The organism is Phormidesmis sp. 146-33 (assembly GCF_052939515.1).
In genome coordinates this window covers 18,808-43,504 of record NZ_JBJPHU010000027.1, presented here as the reverse complement: position 1 = coordinate 43,504, position 24,697 = coordinate 18,808, and the positions used below count along the sequence as shown (strand labels likewise).

The following is a 24,697-nucleotide window of genomic DNA, read 5'->3' as shown; positions in this document are numbered from 1 at the left end:
TAGTTTTATCGGGTTGCTGAGAGTGCGATCGCGGCTCGATCAATGGCATCGTTCAGTTTTTTCACCCCGAAAATTTGTTCGTTAACATACCAGCCTGCAAAGCGATCTCGTTCTGCTGCTTTCAGGGTTCGCGGCATGGCTCTAGCTGCTTGCTTTGCTTGCGCGAGATACCTTATTGTTTTTCGTTGATTTGGAAGAGACTTGAAAGCATGGGCAAGCGAGTTTAGAAGCCGATTTGCTTGCTGCATGAAGTCGGACTGCACACACAGGTTATCGTTGAAAAATGTTTGACCTTGTGGATCTAAGGTCTTATTCAGTGCATCACAGTTTGACAGTACCGATCGCAGCTTTTTGATTGATCCATCCGTGCCCTGAATAATCGCATCTACTTGGGTCTGACCATTAGCAGGCTCAATGCGGTAGAAATCTGGGCGATCGCTCAATGGGTTGGCTTTTAGTTGCCCGGTTTGAATGTGTTTGAGTAACGCTTTGCTGGCGTGTGAGATGCGGAGGTCGTGAAAGAGATATTGTTGACTAAAGCCAGGAATGTCTCCTTGTTTTTGCTGCCAGTAAGAGGCAAAAAAGTCCTTGTAGAGTGAGGCGATTTGGTTGGCGTGTCTCGCACCAAAATAGCGATCGCAAAACTGTTTTACAAAGGTATCTGACTTATATTCTGTAAAGCTCCACATCATCTGAGCATTAGCCGCGATCGTTAAAACAAATTCCCGCACATTGCCCACATTGACGATCGAGAATTGCAGGGGTTGTTGGGAGGCGGACTGAGCAATGCGGAAATTTTGCTCCATTTTCCAGGGGCTTTCAGCTTGGGCTAGGTGCGCTCCGGAGGAGGTAAATTGGAAGTTCATGTAGTAGCCGATCGGCTGGTTGGGGGGAGCGATCGCGCCTCTTAGCTCGACTCCAGGAAAGTGATCTCGGTTGTCTGAAGAGAATGTCCAAATCAGACTCGGTTCTTCTGGTAGTCGGAGTAGTTGTTGAGCAAAGAGCTTTGAATTTTCGGCGTAAAGCATCGTTTGCATTACCGGGTGTGCTTGATTGGTAATCCGTTTCAGCAAAGTGATCTGTCGTAAAATCATCTCCTGGATCACTCTGGCGCGGCTCGCATCCTCTTGAGGTGCATCGGGCATTGCATCATAGAAGGCTTGATCTTTGGCTCCCCGAAAGCCAATTCCCCACACCATTTCAAACTTCTCGCGCAGTAGTAGATTGATGTGGTAAGTCCAGAACTCATCAAATTTTTCGCGGTTCGCTAAGGCAAGTTGCGGAGGCTCTTGTTGCCGAACTAACTGCCAGTACTTGTCCCAATATCTGAATGACCCCAAATAGGGAGTTGTGATGGCGAGTCCACGATCGCTGGCTTGACGCGCACGCTTCAAACCCGCTTGGGGTGAGGGGTAATCTCCTATGTCTTCTCCGACGTTAATCACATTGAGCTTTAGCCGCAGCATGGTTTCAAAAATCACGTCGTCTGCGTCAATCGTTGGGTTGGTTTTCTGCCAACCTCTAAGTAAATCTTTGTTGTTGGGAAACCATGCCCGCCAAGTAACATGGGGCGAACCAAACCGCAAGTTAGTACTTCGGGGAATGGTAATTTCTGTTTTCTGCTGAGGTTTCCACGAAGCCCAGAACCAAAGTGGAGGAACCTCCAGGAACCGTTCAGAAAAGGTGTAGATTGCATAGATGGTTCCTCGTGTGTCTGTTCCTTGTAAAACAATCCGGGTAGCCCCTCCAGCCTCTTTCACCATAATGGAATGTGCTTCCGTCCCTACTAATGTTGAATCAGCCGTTTGGGAACCATTGCGCGTGATCACGATCGCGTCACGATCGCCCAATTCTGAGGCACTGGTGACGATCGGTGATTCTTGCCCAAACACCGTTTGTAGATCTCGCTGGAGGTCTTTGACGGCTCTTTGAATGGCTCTATCTTGCCCAGCATCTATTAGAATGGGCACTCCTGGACTGATTTGAATATCAGCAGATGTGGCTGCATCAATGCCCGGAAATAAGCTGATTACCAGCGTTACCAAGACTGCCAGAATCAGAGTATTGATCTGATTTCTGCGATCGAAAACTTTGTTAAACATTGAGAATATTCTTAGAATTTAAGCCTTCAGTTCTGAATTAGTAAGCACCCAAATCTCTACCCTGATTCCGAACTCGCGGCAGTATTCCATCCTCGCGTTGCCACAATCGCAGCCGCGCCCCAAAGGTTTCCATAACAGGTTGACCGATCGTTTCCAAATATTGAGAAACTTCGGGCGTAAAGGCATTGTCTTTTGCATCATCGAGGTGAATCCACACCCGTTTAGCCTGCTCTAGAATGTGGCTGACCTGATCTAAATTGCTGATGATCACACTGCGACTGACCCGATCAATCATCCGTCCATCGCGAAAATAGAGAGCATCTACAGGTAAAACGGATGGGAAAAAGTAATCTAATCCGCCTAGCACGATCGCGGCTCCCGATGGGGTTGGAGAAATCACTACATCCCCCGGCTGTCGGCGATCGTGAACATATTCAAACACCTCAATATTTCGTCTAATCAGCGAATCGTGATAGCTGGCTAGCACCCGACCCGGTTCAATATTGCTAATTAGAATCAGGGCAACGCCAGCGATCGCAATCTGTCTCAATGGCAGTAACCCCTTTAAGATGCTCTCAAATCTTCGCCCTAAGCTTTCTAGTAAGCAAACCGCACTGTAAACTGCTAATGTGATCAGCAAGGGATAGACCGGGAAGGTATATCGGGGAGTGATCTGATAGAGCAAAATCGTCACACTCAGGACATAGAGTAGCGTTAGGCTAAAGAAGAAAATTAATTTTCCATCCCGACGCTTCAGAAAGTAGGCAAACCCTAAGAGAAAGAAAAGACTATAAATTGTATACATGCGGCTGGGGCCGACAAACAGGCAAGAAAGAAAACCAGCAATGTCTCGCAAATGCGGCTTTAAATAAGATTCTGTGCCAGAAGATAACGCAATCCAGGGCGTTAAACATTTGATCGAAAAGAAGATGATGTTGTAGACATAAATTGACATCACCGTCGCGCTGCCTAGCAGAATCGTCCAGTCGGTTGACCAACGAAACGGTCGATAAAAGAACAGAAAGCCAATCAGAAAACAAGGCAATAGCGTAATGGTGACTTCTTGACTGAGCAATGTCAATGTCACAGCAATAAAAAATATATATTGATAGCGTTTCCCTTCGCGTTCAATAAATCCTTTGTAAAACGACCAAAATGCTACCAGGCTCATACATTGCAACACCTGGTAAAACCGAATAAATCGGGAATACCAAAGCTCCCAGGGGTCGATCGCTAATAGCGCCGTCACGACTAAAGCCACCCAAACTTTTCCAGTGATTTGGCGAGCGAGAACAAAGGCAACCACGAGCGTCGCAGTTCCCCAAAGCGCAGATAGCAAGCGAACATTAACGGCAGAACTTCCTACCAGTTGCAGCCAGAGCGCCACCATGTAGTGATAGAAAGGGGAGCGGGTATACCAAATACCAGACGTGGCTTCAGGAGCGCCTGTGCGAAGAATTCCGCGAATCGCATCAAAGGAAATACTCTCATCGGTGTCTAGCGATTCAAACCCAATCTGATAAACCCTAAGTACAAATCCAATGATGACAATCACACTCAACCACCCCCACTGATTCCAGCCAGAGTGTGTTCTAAATAGCGTTTGAAATCTGTTTACAATGCTCGATCGTCCAATGCTTGCTAAAGATCGCCCACCCATCGGAAACCGAATCATCGCAACACTGATGCTGAGGTAAGCTAAGACGGCTCCCGAAGCCCACGATACCGCCATTCCACCTGTCAGACTCCAGCCCACAAACAGAATCACACCGAATAAAAACCACAGCGTCCAGGAAGGACAGATTTCTAGACCCGATCGATGCGGATTTTGCGACAAGGAATGTAGAGACGTTGCAGGAAACGCCTTTGCACGGGTAGCACTTAATTCAACTAAACCACTTAATTCAACTAAACCACTTTGCGGGTTTTGCCGTCGTCTCATCTGGCTCCACAGCAGCATCAAGACCCCAATTCCCACAAATCCCAGAAAGACGAGCGTAGGACTTTGAGACTGAGCGAAGAGTAGCCCTCGTTCTGACTCAGCATATCGATGTTTGAGTAACCCAATGCCGATCAGAAACAAGGTTCCGGGTAACAGCAGTCCTGTCCCTGCGGTGATGCTATCCCACCCGCTAAGACGACCCAACCAAAATCGACCGAGACCCCAGGCAGCGATCGCGACAATCCCTGTTGCTCCTAATTGCCAGAGACTTTGATGCCAAAGAAAACTGGGATAGTCGAGCAGATAAGCATCGCCTTCAAAGGTACGTTTAAAAGCCTGTGGGACTGGCGATTCTAGCACTGTGGCAGGCTGACCTTGACCTAAACCCTCCGCCCAACCCGATACAGGCTGGGGTAAGGCAGTCCAGGTATTATCGGTAGCGATCGTCGCTGTAATTTCTCCTCGATCAGTCTCAACCCAACCGTCTAGAAAAAATCCTAATGCACCGTTTGGGGTGAGCGCGCCATTGCGTTTGGTAGACCAGTCTGGATCAAGAGGACGAGCCAACCGTACTGCCAGTGTGTTAACACCCGACTTCAGGAGGTTTGTCACTTCATAGAGGTGTAACTCGTTGCCATCATTCGCCCCAAATCGATTCATCAGCCGACCATTGAGCAACAGGGCATACTCACCATCTCCCGCCACCCTTACAAAGGCACGCTGCCGCACTTGGGGAGTCTGCCAACTGCCTCTCAGCCATACCTCTCCTTGTGTACTTTCCCGACCAGTGATCCAATTTCCTGCTAGAAAGCGATCGAACAAATGACGACTCAGCCGACTATAGGTCGGTGCTTGAACGGGTGCGATCGCTTTCGCTGCTACCCAGTTCTGATCGGGAAACTCTGGATCAAACCACCGCAGTCCATGATGATTTTCTGCCAGAGTAGAGATTTTCCAGGGAGTTGCTCCGGTGCTGAGGTCGATCAGGTCGCTTCCTTGTGTCGGATAGACGGCTCCCTCAATGACCACACGCGGATTTTGGCGATTCTTTTGAATGGCTAGCGCGATCGTATTTCTGCCGGGACGCAAATCATGGGTTAGATCGACATATGTTGTTAATTTCCAATCGCGAGTATTACTCAGTGAGTAGAAAGCTCCACCATTACTACGGTAATTAACGCTGTCGTTGACATTTTGAAACGGTTCACTCAACTTACTCGCAAATCCGAGAGAGTTATTAACGGTGCTAACTTCTTTAGCAATGTCTTTACCATTCACATACAGAACAAAATCATTATCTGCACTCAGCTTTAGCCAGCCAGCCTGAGCATCTTCTGCTAAGTCAAAGCTGCGACGGGCATAAAACGAGTAACCTGGCTCCTGGGAACCAATCCATTGTGTCTCAGCCGCCCAAGCGACCCGATCAACGGGAGCAGGCGGTTTATCCCAAAGCACAAAGCTCAACATTCCTAGTAAGCAGCCCAGAATCACAATGAGTGCTAACGAAAGCCAACGATCGCTATGTTTCATGGCTAACCTCCCTCATCAAAGGGGTGCAAGGCTTCTTCATTGATCGGTTTATCCCAGGCGGTGTTGTCGATCGATTGGCGATATTGTTTCCAGGCTTGCTTTAAATCGCCGTTGTGATAGCTCGCCCAGGATGAGTGCAAATAGGCTTGACCCAGTAATGCAAAACTGGGCTTGTGAAAATGGCTGAGATCTTGGATCACCTGTCGCGCCACCCGTGATGACTGGTCAAATTCACCATTGACGACTCTGGCTAACATCAAGTCATACATTGCTTCGAGGTGTCCTGGAAAGATCTTCAATGCGGCTTCAAAGCGATCGATCGCCGCTCCAGGCTTGCGGTTTTCACCCTCGTTGAAGTAGTTTACGCCCTGGTTGACGATCGCCGTTGCGAGATATTGTCTGGCAAAAAACTGGTCGGGTGCGATCGCTAAGGCGCGCTGAAAATAATCTTCTGCTTTGAGATAGTCTCTCAGATGATAGCGTTCTAGCCCTTTGGCAACGTTGATCAGAGCCAGATCAGGTTCGCCATCATAAAATCCGGCTGCTGCCCTACGCTGAAGAAATTCTTCATCACCTTGCAAGGGCGGATACCAGGCGGCTAATGTTCGGCTGATCGTAACAACGGGGTGATATTCGCCTTTGGCAAACATTGTGTCGAGTTGATGATTGATCAGGTTGGGCACGAGCAGAGAGAAAGCAATGATGCCAGCGACTAAACCCACCCAGGGCAGCACTTTGCCCATATCAAATAGAAAGCGATCGAGCGTTTCATCAGCCAGTCCTAAATAGAAAGCCATTAGTCCGATTGCCAGCCCGATCGTTGTAAACACCCAGCCCTGACCAATAAATCCAAAAAAGTGATTGCTATAGCCCAAGCCTCTTGTCCAAATTTCGTCCCATAATGACAGTTGAAAAAATCGGCTATCTTCAATGGAGAAAAACGTCGATGTGATGGGACTCGACTGCTCCAGTGAAATGTTTTGTTTCCACTGCGATTGCACCTGAGGAAAATTAACTTCTACGTGCTTGTTAATCTGTTGTCCCTGTTCATAGTAAGCTTTCGCCACTAGAGTTACCGTGGGAGAAAACGTAGTAACAAGATATGGAACGAGTAAAACTGCAATGATACCGCTCCAGAAAAATAAACGCGGCGCACGATCGATTCTGAGCCGGAAAACAAACGCAAATCCGATTAGTGCAAATAATGCAGCGAGAACTTTACCTGCATTGATGACAGAAAGATTAATTCCGAAGGCTTCTAGCGCATGGGGCGGCAAATTATACCAAGGCTCGATCGCTCCTAGAACTAACGCAAACGAACCGACGAGCAGGCTGATCCGTTCTCGGTTAAACCAGTTCAGTAAGTGGAGCAAAGTTTGCATTGTTAATTAACTGTTAATTAATTTGGGACGATTTTGCTTGCATTGGCTGCACCTCCAATCGATCGCCAGGATTTAAAGCTCTTGGCAAGAGAATCACCTCGTCTCCCGGCAATAAACCTGCTAAGACTTCTCGTTGATTGCCCGCTAATCTCCCTAGCTTCACTTTCTTAACCACAGCTTGACCTGACTGAGGCACCATGACCATGCTTTCACCACCTGACAAGTGAGTCACTGCCTTTTCTGGAATAAACAACCCTGCCTTACCCCGATCGAACTGCACATACCCCTGCAACCCTGGAGGCATCTGGAGACCGTCAACAGCCACCCACACAGAATAGGTATATTGTCGATCAATGCTGACCTTGCTTGACTTCCCAGCTTCTGTTTCCACCGTGCGATTAAGCCGGATCACGCGCCCTTTGTAAGTGCGTCCAGGATAGGCAACTAAGCGAACGGTTGCTACATCGCCCATCTTAATTGCATTCAATCGCGCCTGATCAACAAATGCTTTGAAAACAACGCCTTCCTCTAGCTTGATCAACGGGTCACGATCGCGCATGTCCGCCAATTCCCCAGCATGGATATTGACCTGACTCACCAACCCATCGTTACTGGCATAAATCACCGTGTTGCTCAGTTCTCTGATCGCCTCCTGGAGAGCAATCTTGCTGTTTTGCAGCGTTAGACGAGCCGTGGTGATTTCCTGCTTGATCGCGGTTTGGTCAAGCCGTCTCGCTACTTGAGCATCAGCCAGATCGCGTTGGCGAGTAATCACAAAGTCTCGATTGTTAAATCGCTGCGTTTCTGTGTTCACTACGCCTTGTTGTGCCGACAGCAATTCTTTTTTGCGCGTGGCATAGATGTCTTGCATGTCATACAACTGAAACTTAGAGATAGCTCCCTGCTTCGCCAAAGGTTCAAGCTGTTGCAATTTTCTTTCAGCCGTCTTCAATCTGACCTGAGCCGCTTCAACATTGTTCTTGAGTTCTCGTTCTGCTAGAGAATCAATCTGGCTCAGTTTCGTTCCAGCCGCGCTAAGTCTGGCTTGGGCTGCCATAATGCTCCCTTCTCGCTCCAGCATTCTTTCTGGTGCAGAAACTTGTAGAGAACGCAGGTTTTGTTCAGCATTGGCCAGATTGTTGCGGGCACGATCGACCTGAGCCGCAAAGGGAGCCTTTTGTAGCCGAAGGAGTGGTTGACCTCGACGCACCTGTTGTCCTTCGACCACATACACCTTCTCAACAGGTGATGATAGTAGCGGACGAATGTTGACGGCTTGCAGTGCTGCTGATTCCCCCGGTGCTGCGACGCTTTCCTCTACGCTTTTTAGCCCTACCGATGCAGTTTGTACTTTAATCGGGTCGCCCTTGATGCGTTGCAGCGCTGGATACCCCAAGCGGGAACCATAAAATTTAGACTCTGGATTTTGCAGAGTCGGCAACAGTACGGTGACAGTGAGCGCACCCATGAGGCTTGCAGGCGCAGCAACTAAAGCACTCAAAATTAGACGGGAGGGAAGTTGGGATTGCATCATTCTCGATCGCAGGTAACAGAACTATCAGAATCAGAAGCATTCGTTAACGCGGTACTAAACAGGGATTGCCACAGGGGAACAATGCGCGACCAGCTAAACCGAGTTTGCACATCGTTCAAACCAGCGCATCCCAATTCTTGAGCCGACACGGGATCTTCTAAAACAGTGAGAATCGCTTGAGCCAGCGCCACCGGGTCTTTTTCAGGAATGAGCCAACCCGTTTTACCGGAGCAAATCACATCCACGATGCCGCCAACTGCACTGGCAATTACGGGCTTTTCGTGAGCTAAGGCCTCGATCAAGACAACTCCCAAACCTTCAGTGTCACCTTTACTATCGACGATCGCAGGCAACACAAAGACATCACAAGTTGCATACTCATTCGCCAGTTCTTCTTTCGTGACGAACCCTAGAAAGTCTACAACGCTTTCCAAACGCAAGTCTTTGCATTGAGTGCGAATCTCTAGTTCCAGAATGCCCTTGCCGACAATTCGCAACCGAACCGATTGTTTTGCGAGTACGATCGGGAGTGCTTCCAGCAAATATCGCAGTCCTTTGCGCTCGTCTAATCGACCGACAAACAAGAGTCTGGGAGGTTCTTCGGGCGATCGGGCTTTCGGAGCTTTGGCTTCAATCGTCAGACCATAGGGCACGATCGTCACTTGCCCGTCATAAAGTTTGCGAACTAACCCTTGAGTAAACGAAGAATTGGCAGTCACTCCTTTAGTCATCGGCAGGAGCCAACGCAGAATTGTTGCCACGAAGCCAAACTTGTTCGCCAACAGCAGTTCGCCGCCGTGAAAGCAGAACACCATCGGAATGCCCAAAAGTTTACTAGCAGGGAACGCCATCAACCCGTGGGGAAATGCCCAATGGACTTGCAGCAAATCTGGTTTTTCTCGACGGCACATCCAAAACACTTGCCAGGTTCCTAGTAGGATGTATAGCGCAGCAACCAATAAGTAGAGCGGTTGCTGTTGCAGCTTAGTCGGAGCGCCATCCCGTACTAGGTTCTCAAACTGTTTGATGCAATAGCGAAAACGATAAACCTGTATTCCATCCAGCCAATAGGATGAACTACCCTCGTAGGCAGGGGCAAACACTGTGAACTTAGCCCCAGTGGGTTGCAGACGCAGATTTGCCTCCCGCACAAAGGCGCCATGATGACCATCAGACGTGAGCGGATAAACCGATGTCATCACTAAGATGTGTTTGTCTCGAAGACTGGTCATTATTGTTTCGCTAGCCATCCAAGCCGCTCCAGTTTCATCGGTGTGAGTACACGACCTTCCGATTGAAACCAATACCAGACCTTAAAGAAGTCGATCGCCGATGAAATCAACCGTCCACGACCAAATTTACTCTTTCCAGAATGGCGCGGATGCCACGGTGTCGGCACTTCGACCACACGACACCCCCAACCTGCCATCACCGCCAATGTATAGCGATGGGTGACAAGTTCTAATGGCAAAGTTGCCAATACATCTCGCCGCACCAATTTGATCCAGTTCATGTCGTGAATGCCCAAGCCAAACATTTGACGACAGGTAGCGTTTGCCAGACTAGATGCACGGGTCTTGCCATCATTTCGGTGTTGTCGCCAGCCCGCTACAGCATCCACTCCAGGCACACAGGCTTCTAACAGCAATGGGAGATCCGTTTGAGGATCAGATTCGAGATCGGCTTGTCCCCAGAAGATCCAATCTGTTGTAGTATGCGCGAGGGCTGTCTTCAACACACCTGTCACACTCCGCCTGTGAGGATGACGAATCACGTTCAAAAAGGGGTATTGCTGACTCAAAAGCGCCAGAACATTCGGACTGTCATCGGTGCTGCCATCGTCAATGACGAGGACTGGCAACGTGAAGCCAAGCGCTTTGAAAGCTTGCTCGATCGAGATCAGCAGCGGTTCCAGGTTGCCCTCTTCATTAAAAGCAGGAATGACAACCGTAACAGACTTGCTTTTAAGCGGAGGTAAAGGCGAAAAACACGCAGGATTTTCTACTAGTAATGTCATAGTTTAGACCTCCTGAATTTCTCAGGAAAGAGGCTCCGTCCCTGGGTATCGATCGGACGGGCTGATCAATCATCACTCTGGTAGATTCCCATTCACCTTTGCTTTGCTTGCCACTTAAATTCACTCTTTAGGGTGACCGTCAAAGCATTGGAATTCACTTAAGATAACTGTTACAAGGGTGACAAACTAGGGACGAAAAAATTCAAATCGGAGACAAGTACATCTGCTGATATGAATTTATCTACCAACAAAGGGTACGCGAAAAATATTTTTTGAAATGGTATGGGCAATTACATTTAACTAGTGTAAACTAGCTGACATCAAGAGCTAACTAAGTCTGCTGCGATCGAGGGTTGCAACTGGCAGCCCTTCTAAGGCGCTTGCGCTGAAAGCAGCGGCGAAGGATTTTTTACCACTTTCCTGTCGAAAGCCTGACCCGTGATTGATTAGGGATCTGCTAAATTAAAACCTTCTAGCAGAACTTTTAGTTTATAGAGCTACCTTCTCAAACAGAGATCGGTATTCTAGTCGTTAATCAAAGCGAGTATAAATCAATGGCACAGGCTCACTTCACCGCCCTGTTCGTAAACTCAGATTTTGCATCTACTTTTATGACTTGCTATGAAACTTTTACTGGTTGAGGATGATCAGTGTATTACTGAACTGTTGGCAGAGGCTCTTGCTGGCGAGAATTATGCGATCGACATTGCGCTAGATGGTCAGGCCGGCTGGGAGTCAGTGGTAGCTTCTGATTATGACTTACTTCTACTGGATGTATTTTTGCCCAAAGAAGATGGGATTAGTCTCTGTCGGCGGCTACGCTCTCATGGCTACTGTATGCCGATTTTGATGCTAACAGCGCGAGATACCCTCCAAGATTGGAGAGCAGGGCTAGATGCGGGTGCTGACGGCTACCTGGTTAAACCTTATAAGCTCAGAGAGTTGTTGGCTTCTATCCGCACTCTACTTGAGAAGCCTTCACTTGCCTGTCAAAACTTGTCTGTTAGAGCTTAAGAGATTTGTTAGGAAAACTTTATCGTCTGCCTCAACTCCGAGATCTTTCAAAGTCAGAGTCCCCAGAATTGGGGGATTTAAGCATGAAAAAAGCTGATAGCGACTTTTTGAGTACCGCTACCAGCAGGTTGAAGATTAGATTTGTGTGAATTGTCGTGACTAGCTCTGGTGAGAGAGTTTGGGTAGGGCAACCTTAGTCCAGGTGGCGGGCCTTATAGCGCTCGTACTCCTCCGAAAGATTACTTTCTGCTTTAGGCTTTTTGTGATGAAGGCCCAGAAAATACGTCAACGCTGTACTCACCAAGGCAATGCTAACTCCGAAGGCTAGAATATCTGTTCCACCTTCCCACTTCACGGCTCGCCCTAGAAACAAAACACTTAAGATCACCACTACGACGCTCACAAGTTTGCCTTTGAGATCATCTAGGTTGTGAATTTCTAACCAGGGAGGCACTTTAAGGCGTTCGTCAATAAACAGTAAATAGAGTCCAAGTGCCGTGATGTGAAAAACAGTTGCTAGTAAAAACAAATCGATAATTTCGATAAACGATAGAATTATCGTCTTTGCCTCACTACTGGAATGCCCTATTTTTAGAGCAAGACCGATCGTAACAAAAGTTTGAACTGCGCCATAGAGCAGAAGTGTGATTGAGATTGCAAATGAACACAGTACAGCAACTAAAATCGATATTCGACTGCTGTTGATAATTCGATTGAGCATGTTGGTGAATGTATTCTACAACAGTTTTTTCTTCACACAAATTACAAATGGCTACATCACTTGTAGTTGTTGCAATCTTGGCAATCTAGAGGAATCTCTAGCGATTTACTAGTTCTAGGCTGCTAAAACGCCAACGCTAGAATGACCTGATGTTTGTTAGAGAAGGTACAGCAGAAAGAATAGAAGAATCCACACGACATCCACAAAGTGCCAGTAAAGTTCTGCGGCTTCTACCCCAAAGTGATGATCACTGGTGTAATGTCCTTCTTTACGCGATCGCCACCACACTGCCCCCATCAAAACCAGCCCAAATGCGACGTGCAGCCCGTGAAAGCCCGTTAGAACGTAAAACGTACTGGCAAACAAGTTTGTCGTCAAACCAAACTCTAAATGAAAGTACTCATAGGCTTGACCGACCAGAAAGATTGCTCCCATCGCCGCAGTTATCAAAAACCAGGTTTGTAGGCCTGCAACATCATTTTTTTTGATGGCGACATCCGCTTTGTGAATCACGAAACTGCTGGCAATCAGAATAATGGTGTTGACTCCGGGTAGCCACAACTCTAGCTCCGGTGTGCCTGCGGGGGGCCAGACGGGGGTGACCGATCGAAAGGTTAAGTAGGCAGTAAACAAGCCTAAGAAGATCATGCCTTCGGCAAGTAGGAATATAAACAGCCCGAAGATACGGTAGTCATGATGCTCAGAATGGGCGGCGATCGTCGTTTCGGCCGTCAGATAATCGTGGTTGGCTGTCTCAGCCGGATTGGTTGTTGAGCTTTGCATGAGTGTTGGTTCGGTTTTAAAGGATTGTCGAGTCACGGTGTATGGGCTACTAGTAGTCTGTCAAGGTTGAAATGAGGGGTTGGCAGTTCTCAAAACATGCGTTAAAACGATGTTCCAGATTTCGACAACCCCTCAAATCAAAGCTGACAGTCCACTAGTCCATTGGGCGTTGCTGATTGGAGGGATGAATGCGTGGGAAGTGCCAATCTTTTCGCCCCCTAAATCCCCCAATTTTGGGGGACTTTGAGCATTGGGTTTCCCTTCGCTTTAGGACAATTCGTCCCATGATTCAGCAACGCCGTCATTGCTAATTAACCCATACACTTTGAAGGATGGTTTACTTATTCCTGGCTAAGGCTTTGTTCCTGGCTGTCAGGATGAGTCAACGATCGAGCAGACTGAACAGCTAGATCATCGGGATCTGATATCGAAGAACCTGCTGGATCAGAGAACAACACATCTACAAAGCCATCTTTCTGATGATTGCTTCCTGTCCCATGATCAGGTACGCCGCCATAGTCATAGAAGCCTGTGACCAAAACGGGATCAATGAGAAAGTTTTCTACTGGCGGCGGCGAGGTTGTCATCCATTCTAGCGTCAGACCTCGCCAGGGATTATTCCCAGCTTTGGGGCCTGAAATGAGACTCCAGATAACATTCACAACGAAGGGAAGGGTCGAAACTGCCAGCAAGTAAGCACCGATGCTACAAATCAAGTTGATCGCTGCAAACTTTGGATCATATTCTGCAACCCGTCGATTCATGCCTTCTAGTCCTAGCTTGTGCATTGGGAAGAAGGTGACATTAAACCCGATCAACATCAGCACAAAGTGAATTTTACCCAATGTTTCATTGAGCATTCGCCCTGTCATTTTGGGGAACCAGTGGTAAATGGCGGCATAAATCCCAAACACGCTACCACCAAACAAAACGTAATGGAGGTGAGCCACGATAAAGTAAGTATCGTGAACGTGAATGTCAAAGGGAACAGCAGCAACCATAACCCCGCTAATACCACCAATCACAAACATTGAGATAAATCCCAATGCAAACAGCATGGCGCTATTTAATCGCAGCTTACCACCCCAAATCGTGGCCACCCAGCTAAAGATCTTGATGCCCGTGGGCACAGCGATGATCATCGTCGTGATCATGAAAAACATTCGCAACCAGGGCGGTGTGCCGCTGGTAAACATATGGTGTGCCCAAACAATCAAGCCTAGAAAGCTAATTGCAAGACTGGAGTAAGCGATCGCTTTGTAGCCAAAGATGGGTTTACGAGCATGGACGGGCAAAATCTCTGAAATCGCCCCAAAAAAGGGCAAGATCATAATATAAACTGCCGGATGCGAATAAAACCAGAACAGATGTTGATAGACGATCGGATCTCCACCGCCTGTGGGATTAAAGAAGGAAGTTCCTATTAGCAAATCAAACGCCAGCAAGATCAACGCACCCGCTAATACAGGGGTTGCAATCAGCGCCAGGGCGGATGTTGATAACATTGCCCAACAGAACAATGGCATCTGGTTAAATCCCATCCCAGGGGCACGCATCTTAAAGATGGTGACGATGAAATTTAAGGCTGCCAAGATAGAGGACGTGCCAAGCAGTAGGACGCTGAGAATCCAAATCGCCTCGCCTGCTTTGTCACCCGTTGTGCTTAACGGTGGATAAGAAGTCCAGCCTGCGCCGGGGGCACCGACAAAGAAGCTGCTCAACAGCAATAACCCTGCGGGTGGAATCATCCAAAATGCCAGCGCATTTAAGCGAGGAAATGCCATGTCTCGTGCCCCAATCATCAAAGGCACTAGATAGTTTCCAAAGCCACCTGTCCCAGCGGGGACAATCCACAAGAAGATCATCACTGTCGCATGAACTGTGAATAAGCTGTTGTAAACTTCGCGGCTCACAAAATCGACTTCTGGAGTTGCTAACTCTGTGCGAACCATCGTCGCCAGCGCTCCCCCAACCAGGTAAAAAACAAACGTTGTCACCAGGTATTGAATGCCGATTACTTTATGATCTGTACTAAATCCGAAGTATTCTCGCCAGTGTGTCCCCTTTGGCTCTTCGTCAGGGATAGGGGGCACAAAATTGGTCGTTTCTTGAAGCTGCGCTTGTGTCATACAAAATTAATCCTTGTGCTGGTCGAGTTGGATGACCTTTCGCAGAAGTTGATGGTCAGAGGGCAAAATTTGGCTCTCCCAAGCCGATCGAGGAAACAAACACGACTACGCCGACTGTTGGCTTGGCTGATACAAATGAGGCAGTTGCTCTAGAATCTGAGGAGTGACTCCAATTTCTTGAGCATAGGGAGCCAAAAACTCTGAGGGAGTCATCTCTGCTGGATTTTGAGCGATCGCGGTCTCAGGGTCTGCTGCTCCACTGGCAATTTGCGTCTGAATCCAACGATCAAATTCTGCGGGTGTTTCCACAATGACTTGCGATTTCATTGCTCCATGATAAGCACCACAAAGTTCTGCACAAATCAGAGGGTAAGTTCCCGCAGAGGTCGGCGTAAAGCTCAACACAGATTCTCGACCTGGGACTGCATCTTGTTTCAGGCGAAACTCAGGCACCCAAAAGGCATGAATCACATCATTGGCTGAGAGATTGACCCGCACTTCACGACCCAAGGGAACATGTAGCTCTCCAGCCATCACCCCACTGTCTGGGTAACTAAAAATCCAGGCAAACTGCATGGCTGCTACATTCACCGTCAAGGCTGAAGCAGGTTGATTCTGAGCGATGACTCCTGTAGGGGATTCTGAAGGAACTGTGGTCTCTGCAACAGTCTCTACAACCGCATTTGAGGGTGCATTAGACGGTAAAGAGGCGGCGATGGCTGATCCAGGCACTTGAGCGATCGCCGACCTACTGTGAGCCTGGGCACTGTGATCCATCGGGTCGCGCCCCCCGATCTGGGTATAAACGTCAAAACTGTAAACGGCTAGTCCCAAAACAACGATCGCAGGAATAGCAGTCCAAAAAATTTCGAGGGGAATGTTGCCGTGGATGGGTAGAGCATCGGTGTCATCTCCTTGACGCTGCCGAAATTGAATCGCAGCAAACACGATCGCCCCTTGCACAATGATAAACAACCCTACTGAAATCGTCATCATCGTATTAAACAACCCATCGACTAAAAAGGCTTCCTTAGAAGCGGCAATGGGTAACAAACCGTGGTGCTGACCGACCCATAGACTCACCCAGGCGAGAAGGATACCCGCTACTAGCGTTAAAATACTACTTGGAATTTTCACGGCTTACGCAGAACTCCCTGCAAAACGAACAATTTGGAGCGGATCATTAAGATAGAAAGCTTTGAATATTAGGGTGAATCTTGCAATCAAAACACACCCTAATACCTGGATGAAACAGCATTGCTGAATGCAAGTATGAATTGCCCTCCTCACGAAGTGGGGCGAAGCCCTCACCAACCCTTCTCCCCAGGGATAAGGGAGCCAGAACGGGAGCATCCCAATTGTGTAGCACAGTCTTTCTACCCTCACCCTCTCCCCCAGGAGAGGGAACAAGAGATCTGACTCCCTTCTCCCTGGGGAGAAGGGCTGGGGATGAGGGCAATCCGAGATTTTGCACAATTGGGATGCTCCCGCCAGAACTCTTGTCCCCTCGACCTTTAGGCTACCGTGTACACACAAGTTGATCGATTCGTCATTGCCGAGATCCTTCGCCCCCTAAATCCCCCAAAATTGGGGGACTTTGAACGCTCGCAGTCTCTCTTTATCAAAGTCCCCCAGATTGGGGGATTTAGGGGGCTGAAGGCGACTGAAACGAAGCGACTCCGGACTTGTATGTACACGGTAGCGCTTTGGGAGAGGGTGAGGGCAAATCTAGCATTTCATACCGCAATTCAGCAACGCCGATAAAACTAACGGTAAAGATTGCGAACTCTGGCAGCTTGAATCCAGCACAGAGTCGGGCACAAGATCACACTGAGTCCCAAGATGATTGCTGTCCAAGAATTGATTGTCAGGTCAGTCAACATAGTGATTTCTCCAATTTCAAAAAGGTAAATCATTGGAACGATCGATCGCTCACCAATTTTGCTAAAGGTCGCCGAGGTAGAGCGATATCTAAGCGTCTATGAGAATCAAAATTAAGGGAAAACCCCTTCACGAGCCTTGGCTCCACTTCATACTGCTGAAGATTGCTTCGAGTCATCACAAACATCCCAGCTATTCAAGATGCTTAGAAATCTGTGAATCAACAATTGAGCGATCGCATTCATATTTTCCGATGTATCTAAGCAAGCCTTGAGTATTCACTTCCATTGGAAGAAGCTGCATATTCCCGTTGACGTTTACTCTGAAGTAAACAGTTTTGGACACTTGAGAAGGGTTGTGGTTATAAATCATCAAAGTCTCCTTATGATTAGCAGGCAAACGATCTACTCTCTCCACACGGCTCTGCCCCACTTATTTCTAGCTGGGAGAAGGTTGTCTATCGGTTCTGCACCCCAAGGCTTTGAGAATATCGTTTTGACCAGGTTCAAATACAGTAAAGTTGTTGCCTATTCAACTCGCAAAAAGTGAGTTCTTACAGCAAGAACCTCAAATCGGAAATCGGCAGGATCAACAACCGCTCTGTATTTCAGCAAGCTTAGACTTTAGAGGGTGATAAACTTGGGACAAAAAGAGCCAGGCGCAAAATAGAGAGATTGGTCGATCGACAACCCTTTACCTAATTACAGTTGAAGAGAGATTATTAGAGGTCTCAGGGGTATTCTGATAGATAGTGACCTCGTGCCTGCTCTAACTCTTCATCTTTAGACGATTCCATGCCTCAATCTCAAGGAACTCCAACGAATCAACCCCCTCAGCCAATTCACCAAACGGTAGGGGAGTTTCCTGACATACAGTCTTCTGTAAAAAAGGGGTGGGGCCGATGGTTTAGTCGCTTGAAGGTGGGACAAAAGATTAGTGGTGGGTATGGTCTGGCACTGGGAGTCGCCGTTGTGGGAATCACGGCCGGATTTTTAGTTGCAGATTACTATCAGCGGGAGGCCTATGAAGCGGAAGAAGATGCCACGGAGGAGATCAGTCTGCTCTATCGGATGGAGGGTGATGTCTTAGAAGCCCATCTTCACCAAAAACAACTCGTCCTGTTGATGGAAAAGCCGATCCTGTGGCAAATAGAGTATGCCGATTTTTTGACTCATCTAGCATCCTCCCGTCAGGTATGGGCAGAGTTTAAATCGTCTCAAGGATATCTCAATCCCGAAGTTGAAGAATCCGCGATCGAGCAAGAGGCACTTGACCAGTTGAGTCAGTCCTACGAGGGTTTGGATCTGCGCTTACAGCAAGTCGAAAAACAGCTTCAGCAGCTAAATCCACAGAACTTGCCACCAGAAGAGAGAAAGGCGGCTCAGACTCAGTTAATCGAGGCGAATAACGATTCGCTAGTCTTTGAGTTTGATGAATTCTCAAAGCGGGTGGATAATCTGCTGAAAGTTGCGCTTGAGGAGCATGAGGAAGCAAACGAATCTATAGAGGCTGCTCTGGAATTGCGAACCCAGATCATTACAATTAGCCTACTATTCTCGATCGCGATCGCCATTTTCTGCGCTATCTCCACCAGCCGAGCGATCGCTCATCCGATTCAAATGACTGCTAATGTTGCCCAGCAGGTTATCCAGACCGAAAATTTTGATCTACAAGCACCTGTCACCAGCCAGGATGAAGTAGGCGAATTAACGACAGCACTCAACCAACTGATCTGGAAAGTAAAGTACCTGCTACAAGCCCAAATCGAAGCGAATGAACAATTAGAAGTCTATAGTCACACGCTAGAGCAACAGGTTGAAACTAGAACGCATGAACTCAGCGAGAAAAATAGCTCACTTGAGCAAACGTTAAAAGAACTGGAACGCACTCAACTGAGTCTGATTCAGAGTGAAAAAATGTCCAGCATTGGGCAAATGGTCGCAGGGGTAGCCCACGAAATTAATAACCCGATTAACTTTATTCATGGCAACCTCAGCTATGTTGAGGAGTATGCTCAAGACCTGCTCAGACTGTTACAGCTTTATCAACAAGACTGCCCCAATCCATCACCCAAACTTCAAGCCGAGATTGCCGCGATCGAGGTCGATTTTCTGGTAGAAGATCTCACGAAGGTTGTTCAATCAATGTATCTGGGCACCGATCGTATCCGTGAAATTGTGCTGTCTCTACGGAATTTCTCTCGCCTGGATGAAGCCGAAATTAAGGCTGTCAATCTTCATGAAGGCATCGATAGCACACTCGTCATTCTAAACAATCGTTTGAAAGCTAACTCACAGCGTCCAGAAATCCGAGTGATTAAGGAGTATGGACAATTGCCGTTAGTAAACTGCTATGCAGGGCCACTCAACCAGGTGTTTATGAACATTCTGAGTAACGCGATCGATGCTTTAGAAGAATCTAACCAGGAGCGCACGTTTGAGGAGATCAAAGCCAACCCTAGTACAATTCGGATTTACACGGAGGTTACTAGCAATCACTGGGCAACAGTCCGCATTGCTGACGATGGTAAAGGGATGAGTGAAACTGTCCGTTCCAAGCTGTTTGACCCCTTCTTCACCACCAAACCTGTAGGCCAAGGCACCGGATTGGGTCTCTCAATCAGCTACCAGATTGTCGTAGAAAAACACGGCGGAAAGCTATCTTGTCGATCGGCGATCGGACAAGGCACCGAGTTTTCGATTCAAATTCCCCTACAGCAGCCTCAGTCAACGTAGAGACACAAAGTTTGATGGACTCTAAAGCTGTCAGGCTGTGATATCTACGGACAAAGGTTGGCTAGCTAGTAAAATTTTATTTCTTTTCAGCTTGAGATTAGATTGTCCCAAGTTTGTCACTCTTATCTACTTAAGCTATAGCAGTAAGTCTAATCGGTATCTATTTTAATTTTACTGGAAGCGGCGATCTACCAGGCACTCTGCAACAATGCACCCTGGGCTTAGGGTCAACTATAGAGTGGAAATTGCGACATTGATAAATAGCCGCTGAGTTAGCAGTCATAAGAGTCATCGGGTGTCTACTAAACTTTCTTCAAGCACTGCAAGTGAGAAAAATCATGACACAGACTACAGCCAGCATTCCCGTTAATCTGTATCGTCCAGATCATCCCCTGATTGGTCAATGTTTGCTCAACGAAAAACTTGTTCATCCGGGCGCAGTTGGAGATGTTCGCCATATCATTCTCAGACTGCCTGATAAAAACTTCCGCTATGTAGAAGGGCAAAGCATTGGCATCATTCCACCCGGAACCAATAGTAAAGGCAAACCTCATAAACTGCGCCTTTACTCGATCGCCTCCACTCGGCATGGAGATCACGGGGACGATCAGACCGTTTCGCTTTGTGTCAGACTTCTAGAATACCCCCATCCAGAAACAGGCGAAATCATCTACGGGACTTGCTCCAGCCACCTCTGCAACATGCAGCCAGGTGATGAAGTACAGATTGTGGGCCCGGTAGGTAATAGTTTCCTACTGCCCAATGACCCAAATGCAACCATCATCATGATGGCAACTGGAACAGGGATTGCTCCTTTCCGAGCCTTCCTGTGGCGAATGTTTGATGAATATCATGCGGACTATATGTTCAATGGTGATGCCATGCTGTTCTTTGGGATTCCCACAACTGCCAACATTCTGTACAGAAACGAACTGGAGTATCTGCGAGACTTAGATGGAACAAGACTCACCATCCAGTATGCAATTAGCCGTGAGCAGAGGAACAGTAGAGGTGGCAAGATGTACATCCAAGATCTCATTGCTAACTATTCAACAACGCTTTGGCATCTTCTTCAGCGAGAAAGCACCTATGTCTATATTTGTGGGCTGAAAGGCATGGAAGGGGGAATTAATGAGGCTTTAAGTCAGGCTGCGCTTGAGGATGGAGTCGATTGGGCTGAGTACCAGAAGCAATTGAAGAAAGCTGGAAGATGGCATGTAGAAACTTACTAACACTCCGCAACTGATTGCTTTAAGTACTGAATTATGAAGAGTTTAAAGGCATTAGACCCGATCGCAACCATGAAATCTGCCCGGCAAGCAACAACACGTCTCAGACGTACAAAAAGTATCGATCGCCAGACACCCCCACAAGACAACCTTGCTCCTGACAAAGACTCACCATCACCCTCTGAGCATTACATCAGTCCCCTAGCAGACTCAGTGCCTGCTTTTTTGCAGGTCATGTCTCGCTACCCTCTGCTCAAAGCAACTGAGGAGATTGAACTCGCTCGACAAGTCAGGTTTTTAATATCTGCTGAAGAACAGCGCAATGGTCTCACTCAAGAACTGGGTCGAGTTCCTAAACCCTCTGAGCTTGCAGCAAGGCTGACAATTGAAATATCTGAATTAGAGCAACGCTGCAAACAAGGGCGCATTGCCAAGCGCAAAATGATTTGCTCAAACTTGCGATTGGTGGTCTCGATCGCTCACAAGTATCCCAATCACAAAGAGCTTCTCCCAGATTTAATTCAAGAAGGCGTGTTGGGACTAAACCGTGCTGTTGAGAAGTTTGATCCAGAGCGAGGCTATAAATTCTCAACCTATGCCTATGGATGGGTACATCAGTGCATCAATCAGGCGATCGCTCACAATTGCCACACTGTTCGATTGCCCTACCAGACAGTGACCAAGCTCAACAAGCTTAAACAAGTCATCTGCGACTTTCACAAAACATCAGGGCGTAGCCCTACAGAGGGCGAACTAGCCAAAATTTTAGAAGTTTCTCCACGTCAGTTAGTTGCGCTACAACGGGTGCGCCGCCGTGCTATTTCTCTCAACCATACCGTTGGTGAAGAAGAAAAAACTGAGCTAGTAGACCTGCTAGAAGATACCTCTCAGCTACTTGAAGAACAAACTGCCGAGACTCTTATCCATCAAGAGGTGCGAAATATCCTGGATGAAGTGCTATCTAGCCGCGAACGGGATATTGTCTTTTCTCTCTATGGTCTTTTTCAAAGTGAACCGTCCCCACTAGATAAAGTGAGCAGTCTATATAACCTGTCAGAAGACCGTGTGCTTCAGCTTCAAACCAAAGCGATCCAAAAACTTCACCGCCCTCAAACTGCAAAGCGTCTTCAGAGCTTACTGAGAGGACTCTAAAAGCGTCATATTCTGTCTAAAAGCGAGGGAGGATTGTTGCAGATTACATTGATCAAAGTGCTTCCTTCCTCTCACTCCCGCTAGTAGAAACTCTCTTAAACAGACGTGAATTCGATGGAGTTTTTTCGCTTCGTTATTGAGCGCTTCGCCCCCTAAATCCCCCATTCTGAGGGACTTTGAATCAGCATAATTTCTTTGAACTCTAGAATTTTTTCTTGGTCAAAGTCCCCCAATTTGGGGGATTTAGGGGGCTGAAGCCGATTCAAACGAAGCGAGTCCCTCTCATCGAACTGACGTTAAACAGTGACCAACAAGTTGCACAATTATCCATCCAGCCACTTGTTAACATCCAGTGATACACAATGAAACCGATTCAAACAGCAATAGACGAAGCACGCGAAGCTCTGCAAGCTTCAATTGTTTACTATCAGAAGGCCCCTGTTGGAACAGTCGCCGCCTGTGATCCAGGAATGAGTACACTCAATTATGACCAGTGTTTTACTCGTGATTTTGTCGTTTCTGCTTTAGTCTTTTTGATGCAGGGCGAAGTTGAAATTGTTCGCAATTTTCTCACGCTGACTCTAGAGCTTCAAAGTCATGAAAAGCAGTTAAATTGCTTCAAACCAGGTCAAGGCATCATGCCTGCTAGTTTTAAGGTAGCTTCTAAAGGAATCAGCGAATTTATTAGTGCCGATTTTGGTGAACAGGCGATCGCTCGTGTTGCGCCGATCGATTCTTGCTTTTGGTGGCCCATCTTATTGCGCGCTTATGGGAAAGCCACAGGTGATCTAACCCTGGCTCACAAACCTGAATTTCAAGAAGGTCTCCGACTGATCCTTGACCTGTGTTTAACTCCTCGATTCGACATGTTTCCCACGCTTCTAGTTCCTGATGGCTCATTCATGATTGACAGACGAATGGGAGTCTATGGCTACCCACTTGAGATTCAGAGTTTGCTATATGGAGCGCTGCAAGCCGCTAGTGAGCTACTGCTACCTGATGAGAAGGGGACACTCTACTTACAAGCTATTCGCGATCGGCTCAGTCATCTCGCACATCACATTCGTACTTACTACTGGCTAGATTTAGATGGATTAGAAAAAATCTACCATTACCGAGTCGAAGAGTTTGGCGAGTCAGTTGTTAATTGGCTGAACATTTATCCTGGCACAATTCCAGATTGGTTAGTAGAGTGGTTGCCAGAAAAAGGCGGCTACTTTGTTGGAAACTTAGGCCCTGCCCAAATGGACTTTCGCTTTTTTACTCAAGGCAACTTGCTTGCGATCGTGATGTCTCTAGCAAGCCCACAACAATCCCATGCCATCCTGGATATGATTGAGTATCGCTGGCATGATTTAGTTGGACAGATGCCGATGAAGCTCTGCTTCCCAGCAGTTGAAGGGCAAGATTGGCGGTTGATCACAGGGTGTGATCCAAAAAATACTCCCTGGTCTTACCACAATGGAGGGAGTTGGCCCGTGATGCTGTGGCTACTCACTGCTGCCGCTCAGAAATGCGGGAGACCAGAAATCGCTTGTAAAGCGCTGGCAATCGCTCAAAATCGACTAGCGCGAGATCAGTGGCCCGAATACTACGATGGAAGACAAGGGCGATTAGTCGGTAAAGAAGCCAGAAAGTTTCAAACTTGGACGATCGCTGGATTCCTGGCAGCACAAAAGCTATTAGACAATGTTGACCACCTATCGCTAATCAGTTTTGAGCAAGAACCCGTACCCTTGATCTGCAATACAGGACTAGACTTTGTTTTTTAAGTCGCAATAAGATGCCGTTAATAATGGTGCAATGGCTGGTTGACTGACAAAACTCCTGAAACCCCGATGCTTCGTAGGGCGTTGAGCAACGCGAAACCCAACAGCAGCCTTTTTACCGTTGCTAACGTTGGGTTTCACCAAGTTCAACCCAACCTACCTGAAAAGATTTGTCAGTCAATCAGGGTGCAAGGGTCTGCGCATTATCTATCAGCATAAAATCCATTAGCATAAATTCTTTTGCATGAAAACTTCTACTTTCGTCAAGAGCAAAGGGCATCTCCATAAAACCTGCCAGGCATCTTGGCAAGCTGCGAAACAATGGTTTTTGAGTACACCTGAAAGAGCGCTCGATCGGGCTTACAGCGCTGCACTCCTGATTAAGTCTCTTGAGTATGAGAGCTTTGAGGCTAGTAAGATTCCAAATTACTCCACCGAGTCTATGGTTCAAGCAAACTTTGGAAAGTTTTTGAGCATCATCCATTTGAGACTCGCCGAATTTAAAGCAAGCCACTCAATGCTGGGGCATCCAAATTCTACTTGTGCAGAAACACTCAAGCGCATCAATACAAATGTTGAGAAGCTACAAATTATCGATGAAGTACTCGATCAGTATTTGATTGAACAACATTCAAGGATATTACCTTTGTTTCAGAAAAAAGGGCCAGCTCAATCGCGAACCTACTCGTCATCTCCCATCACGATCGATGTTCAGGCGACTAAAATTCCTTACTAAAGTCTTCTCTCAATGTTGCGGCAAAGACAAAATTTTGGTCA

General features: G+C 47.4%; 16 protein-coding genes. 6 read left to right on the top strand and 10 right to left on the bottom strand.

What is annotated here, in order from left to right; translation table 11 throughout:
* Positions 1–5: 5 nt before the first annotated feature.
* The 6 genes from ACJ2PR_RS13270 to ACJ2PR_RS13245 are packed head-to-tail and all read right to left on the bottom strand — an operon-like array spanning position 6 to position 10,507.
* Positions 6–2,102, bottom strand: coding sequence for a glycosyl hydrolase 115 family protein (locus ACJ2PR_RS13270; protein WP_446877350.1), 2,097 nt, complete (start codon positions 2,100–2,102; stop codon positions 6–8).
* A gap of 37 nt (positions 2,103–2,139) precedes the next feature.
* Positions 2,140–5,574, bottom strand: coding sequence for a glycosyltransferase family 39 protein (locus ACJ2PR_RS13265; RefSeq protein ID WP_446877349.1), 3,435 nt, complete (start codon positions 5,572–5,574; stop codon positions 2,140–2,142).
* Positions 5,575–5,576: 2 nt separating this feature from the next.
* Positions 5,577–6,956 carry a tetratricopeptide repeat protein gene (locus ACJ2PR_RS13260; protein ID WP_446877348.1) on the bottom strand — a complete coding sequence of 460 codons (1,380 nt, stop codon included), beginning with the start codon at positions 6,954–6,956 and terminating at the stop codon, positions 5,577–5,579.
* Positions 6,957–6,969: 13 nt separating this feature from the next.
* Positions 6,970–8,490, bottom strand: a complete 1,521-nt coding sequence (locus tag ACJ2PR_RS13255; RefSeq protein WP_446877347.1) for an HlyD family secretion protein — start codon at positions 8,488–8,490, stop codon at positions 6,970–6,972.
* On the bottom strand, positions 8,487–9,740 hold the full coding sequence (locus tag ACJ2PR_RS13250; RefSeq protein ID WP_446877346.1) for a glycosyltransferase family 4 protein: 1,254 nt from the start codon (positions 9,738–9,740) through the stop codon (positions 8,487–8,489). The genes ACJ2PR_RS13255 and ACJ2PR_RS13250 overlap by 4 nt, the downstream gene beginning before the upstream one ends.
* A complete protein-coding gene (locus tag ACJ2PR_RS13245; RefSeq protein ID WP_446877345.1) occupies positions 9,722–10,507 on the bottom strand; it encodes a glycosyltransferase family 2 protein in 786 nt (261 codons plus the stop codon). The genes ACJ2PR_RS13250 and ACJ2PR_RS13245 overlap by 19 nt, the downstream gene beginning before the upstream one ends.
* A gap of 621 nt (positions 10,508–11,128) precedes the next feature.
* On the opposite strand from ACJ2PR_RS13245, the gene ACJ2PR_RS13240 reads away from it, so the two are divergent.
* Positions 11,129–11,521 carry a response regulator transcription factor gene (locus ACJ2PR_RS13240; RefSeq protein ID WP_446857879.1) on the top strand — a complete coding sequence of 131 codons (393 nt, stop codon included), beginning with the start codon at positions 11,129–11,131 and terminating at the stop codon, positions 11,519–11,521.
* Between the two features lie 193 nt (positions 11,522–11,714).
* On the opposite strand, the gene ACJ2PR_RS13235 is transcribed toward ACJ2PR_RS13240, so the two are convergent.
* The 4 genes from ACJ2PR_RS13235 to ACJ2PR_RS13220 form a co-directional block, all read right to left on the bottom strand.
* Entirely contained in the window at positions 11,715–12,242 is a 528-nt protein-coding gene (locus tag ACJ2PR_RS13235; RefSeq protein WP_446857880.1) for a YqhA family protein, read from the bottom strand.
* A gap of 156 nt (positions 12,243–12,398) precedes the next feature.
* On the bottom strand, positions 12,399–13,025 hold the full coding sequence (locus tag ACJ2PR_RS13230; RefSeq protein WP_446866589.1) for a cytochrome c oxidase subunit 3: 627 nt from the start codon (positions 13,023–13,025) through the stop codon (positions 12,399–12,401).
* 341 nt (positions 13,026–13,366) lie between these two features.
* Entirely contained in the window at positions 13,367–15,154 is a 1,788-nt protein-coding gene (ctaD, locus tag ACJ2PR_RS13225) for a cytochrome c oxidase subunit I (protein ID WP_446866587.1), read from the bottom strand.
* 105 nt (positions 15,155–15,259) lie between these two features.
* Positions 15,260–16,291 (bottom strand): cytochrome c oxidase subunit II, encoded by a 1,032-nt coding sequence (locus ACJ2PR_RS13220; protein WP_446866586.1) that lies wholly within the window; start codon positions 16,289–16,291, stop codon positions 15,260–15,262.
* Between the two features lie 1,538 nt (positions 16,292–17,829).
* Here ACJ2PR_RS13220 and ACJ2PR_RS13215 point away from each other — a divergent pair.
* The 5 genes from ACJ2PR_RS13215 (at position 17,830) to ACJ2PR_RS13195 (ending at position 24,656) form a co-directional block, all read left to right on the top strand.
* Positions 17,830–19,770, top strand: coding sequence for an ATP-binding protein (locus tag ACJ2PR_RS13215; RefSeq protein ID WP_446877344.1), 1,941 nt, complete (start codon positions 17,830–17,832; stop codon positions 19,768–19,770).
* Between the two features lie 338 nt (positions 19,771–20,108).
* Positions 20,109–21,002, top strand: coding sequence for a ferredoxin-NADP reductase (locus tag ACJ2PR_RS13210; RefSeq protein ID WP_446866584.1), 894 nt, complete (start codon positions 20,109–20,111; stop codon positions 21,000–21,002).
* Positions 21,003–21,035: 33 nt separating this feature from the next.
* Positions 21,036–22,151 (top strand): sigma-70 family RNA polymerase sigma factor, encoded by a 1,116-nt coding sequence (locus ACJ2PR_RS13205; protein WP_446877343.1) that lies wholly within the window; start codon positions 21,036–21,038, stop codon positions 22,149–22,151.
* A 362-nt stretch (positions 22,152–22,513) separates the two neighbouring features.
* Positions 22,514–23,923, top strand: coding sequence for a glycoside hydrolase 100 family protein (locus tag ACJ2PR_RS13200; RefSeq protein ID WP_446877342.1), 1,410 nt, complete (start codon positions 22,514–22,516; stop codon positions 23,921–23,923).
* A 241-nt stretch (positions 23,924–24,164) separates the two neighbouring features.
* The gene (locus ACJ2PR_RS13195) at positions 24,165–24,656 is read left to right on the top strand and encodes a hypothetical protein (protein WP_446877341.1); all 492 of its coding nucleotides are present in this window, start codon (positions 24,165–24,167) and stop codon (positions 24,654–24,656) included.
* The last annotated feature ends 41 nt before the right edge of the window (positions 24,657–24,697 follow it).

What these genes read in the sequence shown, in the direction of transcription:
- ACJ2PR_RS13270 (WP_446877350.1), bottom strand. Translation starts at nt 2,102, where the DNA reads ATGTTTAACAAAGTTTTCGATCGCAGAAATCAGATCAATACTCTGATT.
- ACJ2PR_RS13265 (WP_446877349.1), bottom strand. Translation starts at nt 5,574, where the DNA reads ATGAAACATAGCGATCGTTGGCTTTCGTTAGCACTCATTGTGATTCTG.
- ACJ2PR_RS13260 (WP_446877348.1), bottom strand. Translation starts at nt 6,956, where the DNA reads ATGCAAACTTTGCTCCACTTACTGAACTGGTTTAACCGAGAACGGATC.
- ACJ2PR_RS13255 (WP_446877347.1), bottom strand. Translation starts at nt 8,490, where the DNA reads ATGATGCAATCCCAACTTCCCTCCCGTCTAATTTTGAGTGCTTTAGTT.
- ACJ2PR_RS13250 (WP_446877346.1), bottom strand. Translation starts at nt 9,740, where the DNA reads ATGGCTAGCGAAACAATAATGACCAGTCTTCGAGACAAACACATCTTA.
- ACJ2PR_RS13245 (WP_446877345.1), bottom strand. Translation starts at nt 10,507, where the DNA reads ATGACATTACTAGTAGAAAATCCTGCGTGTTTTTCGCCTTTACCTCCG.
- ACJ2PR_RS13240 (WP_446857879.1), top strand. Translation starts at nt 11,129, where the DNA reads ATGAAACTTTTACTGGTTGAGGATGATCAGTGTATTACTGAACTGTTG.
- ACJ2PR_RS13235 (WP_446857880.1), bottom strand. Translation starts at nt 12,242, where the DNA reads ATGCTCAATCGAATTATCAACAGCAGTCGAATATCGATTTTAGTTGCT.
- ACJ2PR_RS13230 (WP_446866589.1), bottom strand. Translation starts at nt 13,025, where the DNA reads ATGCAAAGCTCAACAACCAATCCGGCTGAGACAGCCAACCACGATTAT.
- ctaD (WP_446866587.1), bottom strand. Translation starts at nt 15,154, where the DNA reads ATGACACAAGCGCAGCTTCAAGAAACGACCAATTTTGTGCCCCCTATC.
- ACJ2PR_RS13215 (WP_446877344.1), top strand. Translation starts at nt 17,830, where the DNA reads ATGCCTCAATCTCAAGGAACTCCAACGAATCAACCCCCTCAGCCAATT.
- ACJ2PR_RS13210 (WP_446866584.1), top strand. Translation starts at nt 20,109, where the DNA reads ATGACACAGACTACAGCCAGCATTCCCGTTAATCTGTATCGTCCAGAT.
- ACJ2PR_RS13205 (WP_446877343.1), top strand. Translation starts at nt 21,036, where the DNA reads ATGAAGAGTTTAAAGGCATTAGACCCGATCGCAACCATGAAATCTGCC.
- ACJ2PR_RS13200 (WP_446877342.1), top strand. Translation starts at nt 22,514, where the DNA reads ATGAAACCGATTCAAACAGCAATAGACGAAGCACGCGAAGCTCTGCAA.
- ACJ2PR_RS13195 (WP_446877341.1), top strand. Translation starts at nt 24,165, where the DNA reads ATGAAAACTTCTACTTTCGTCAAGAGCAAAGGGCATCTCCATAAAACC.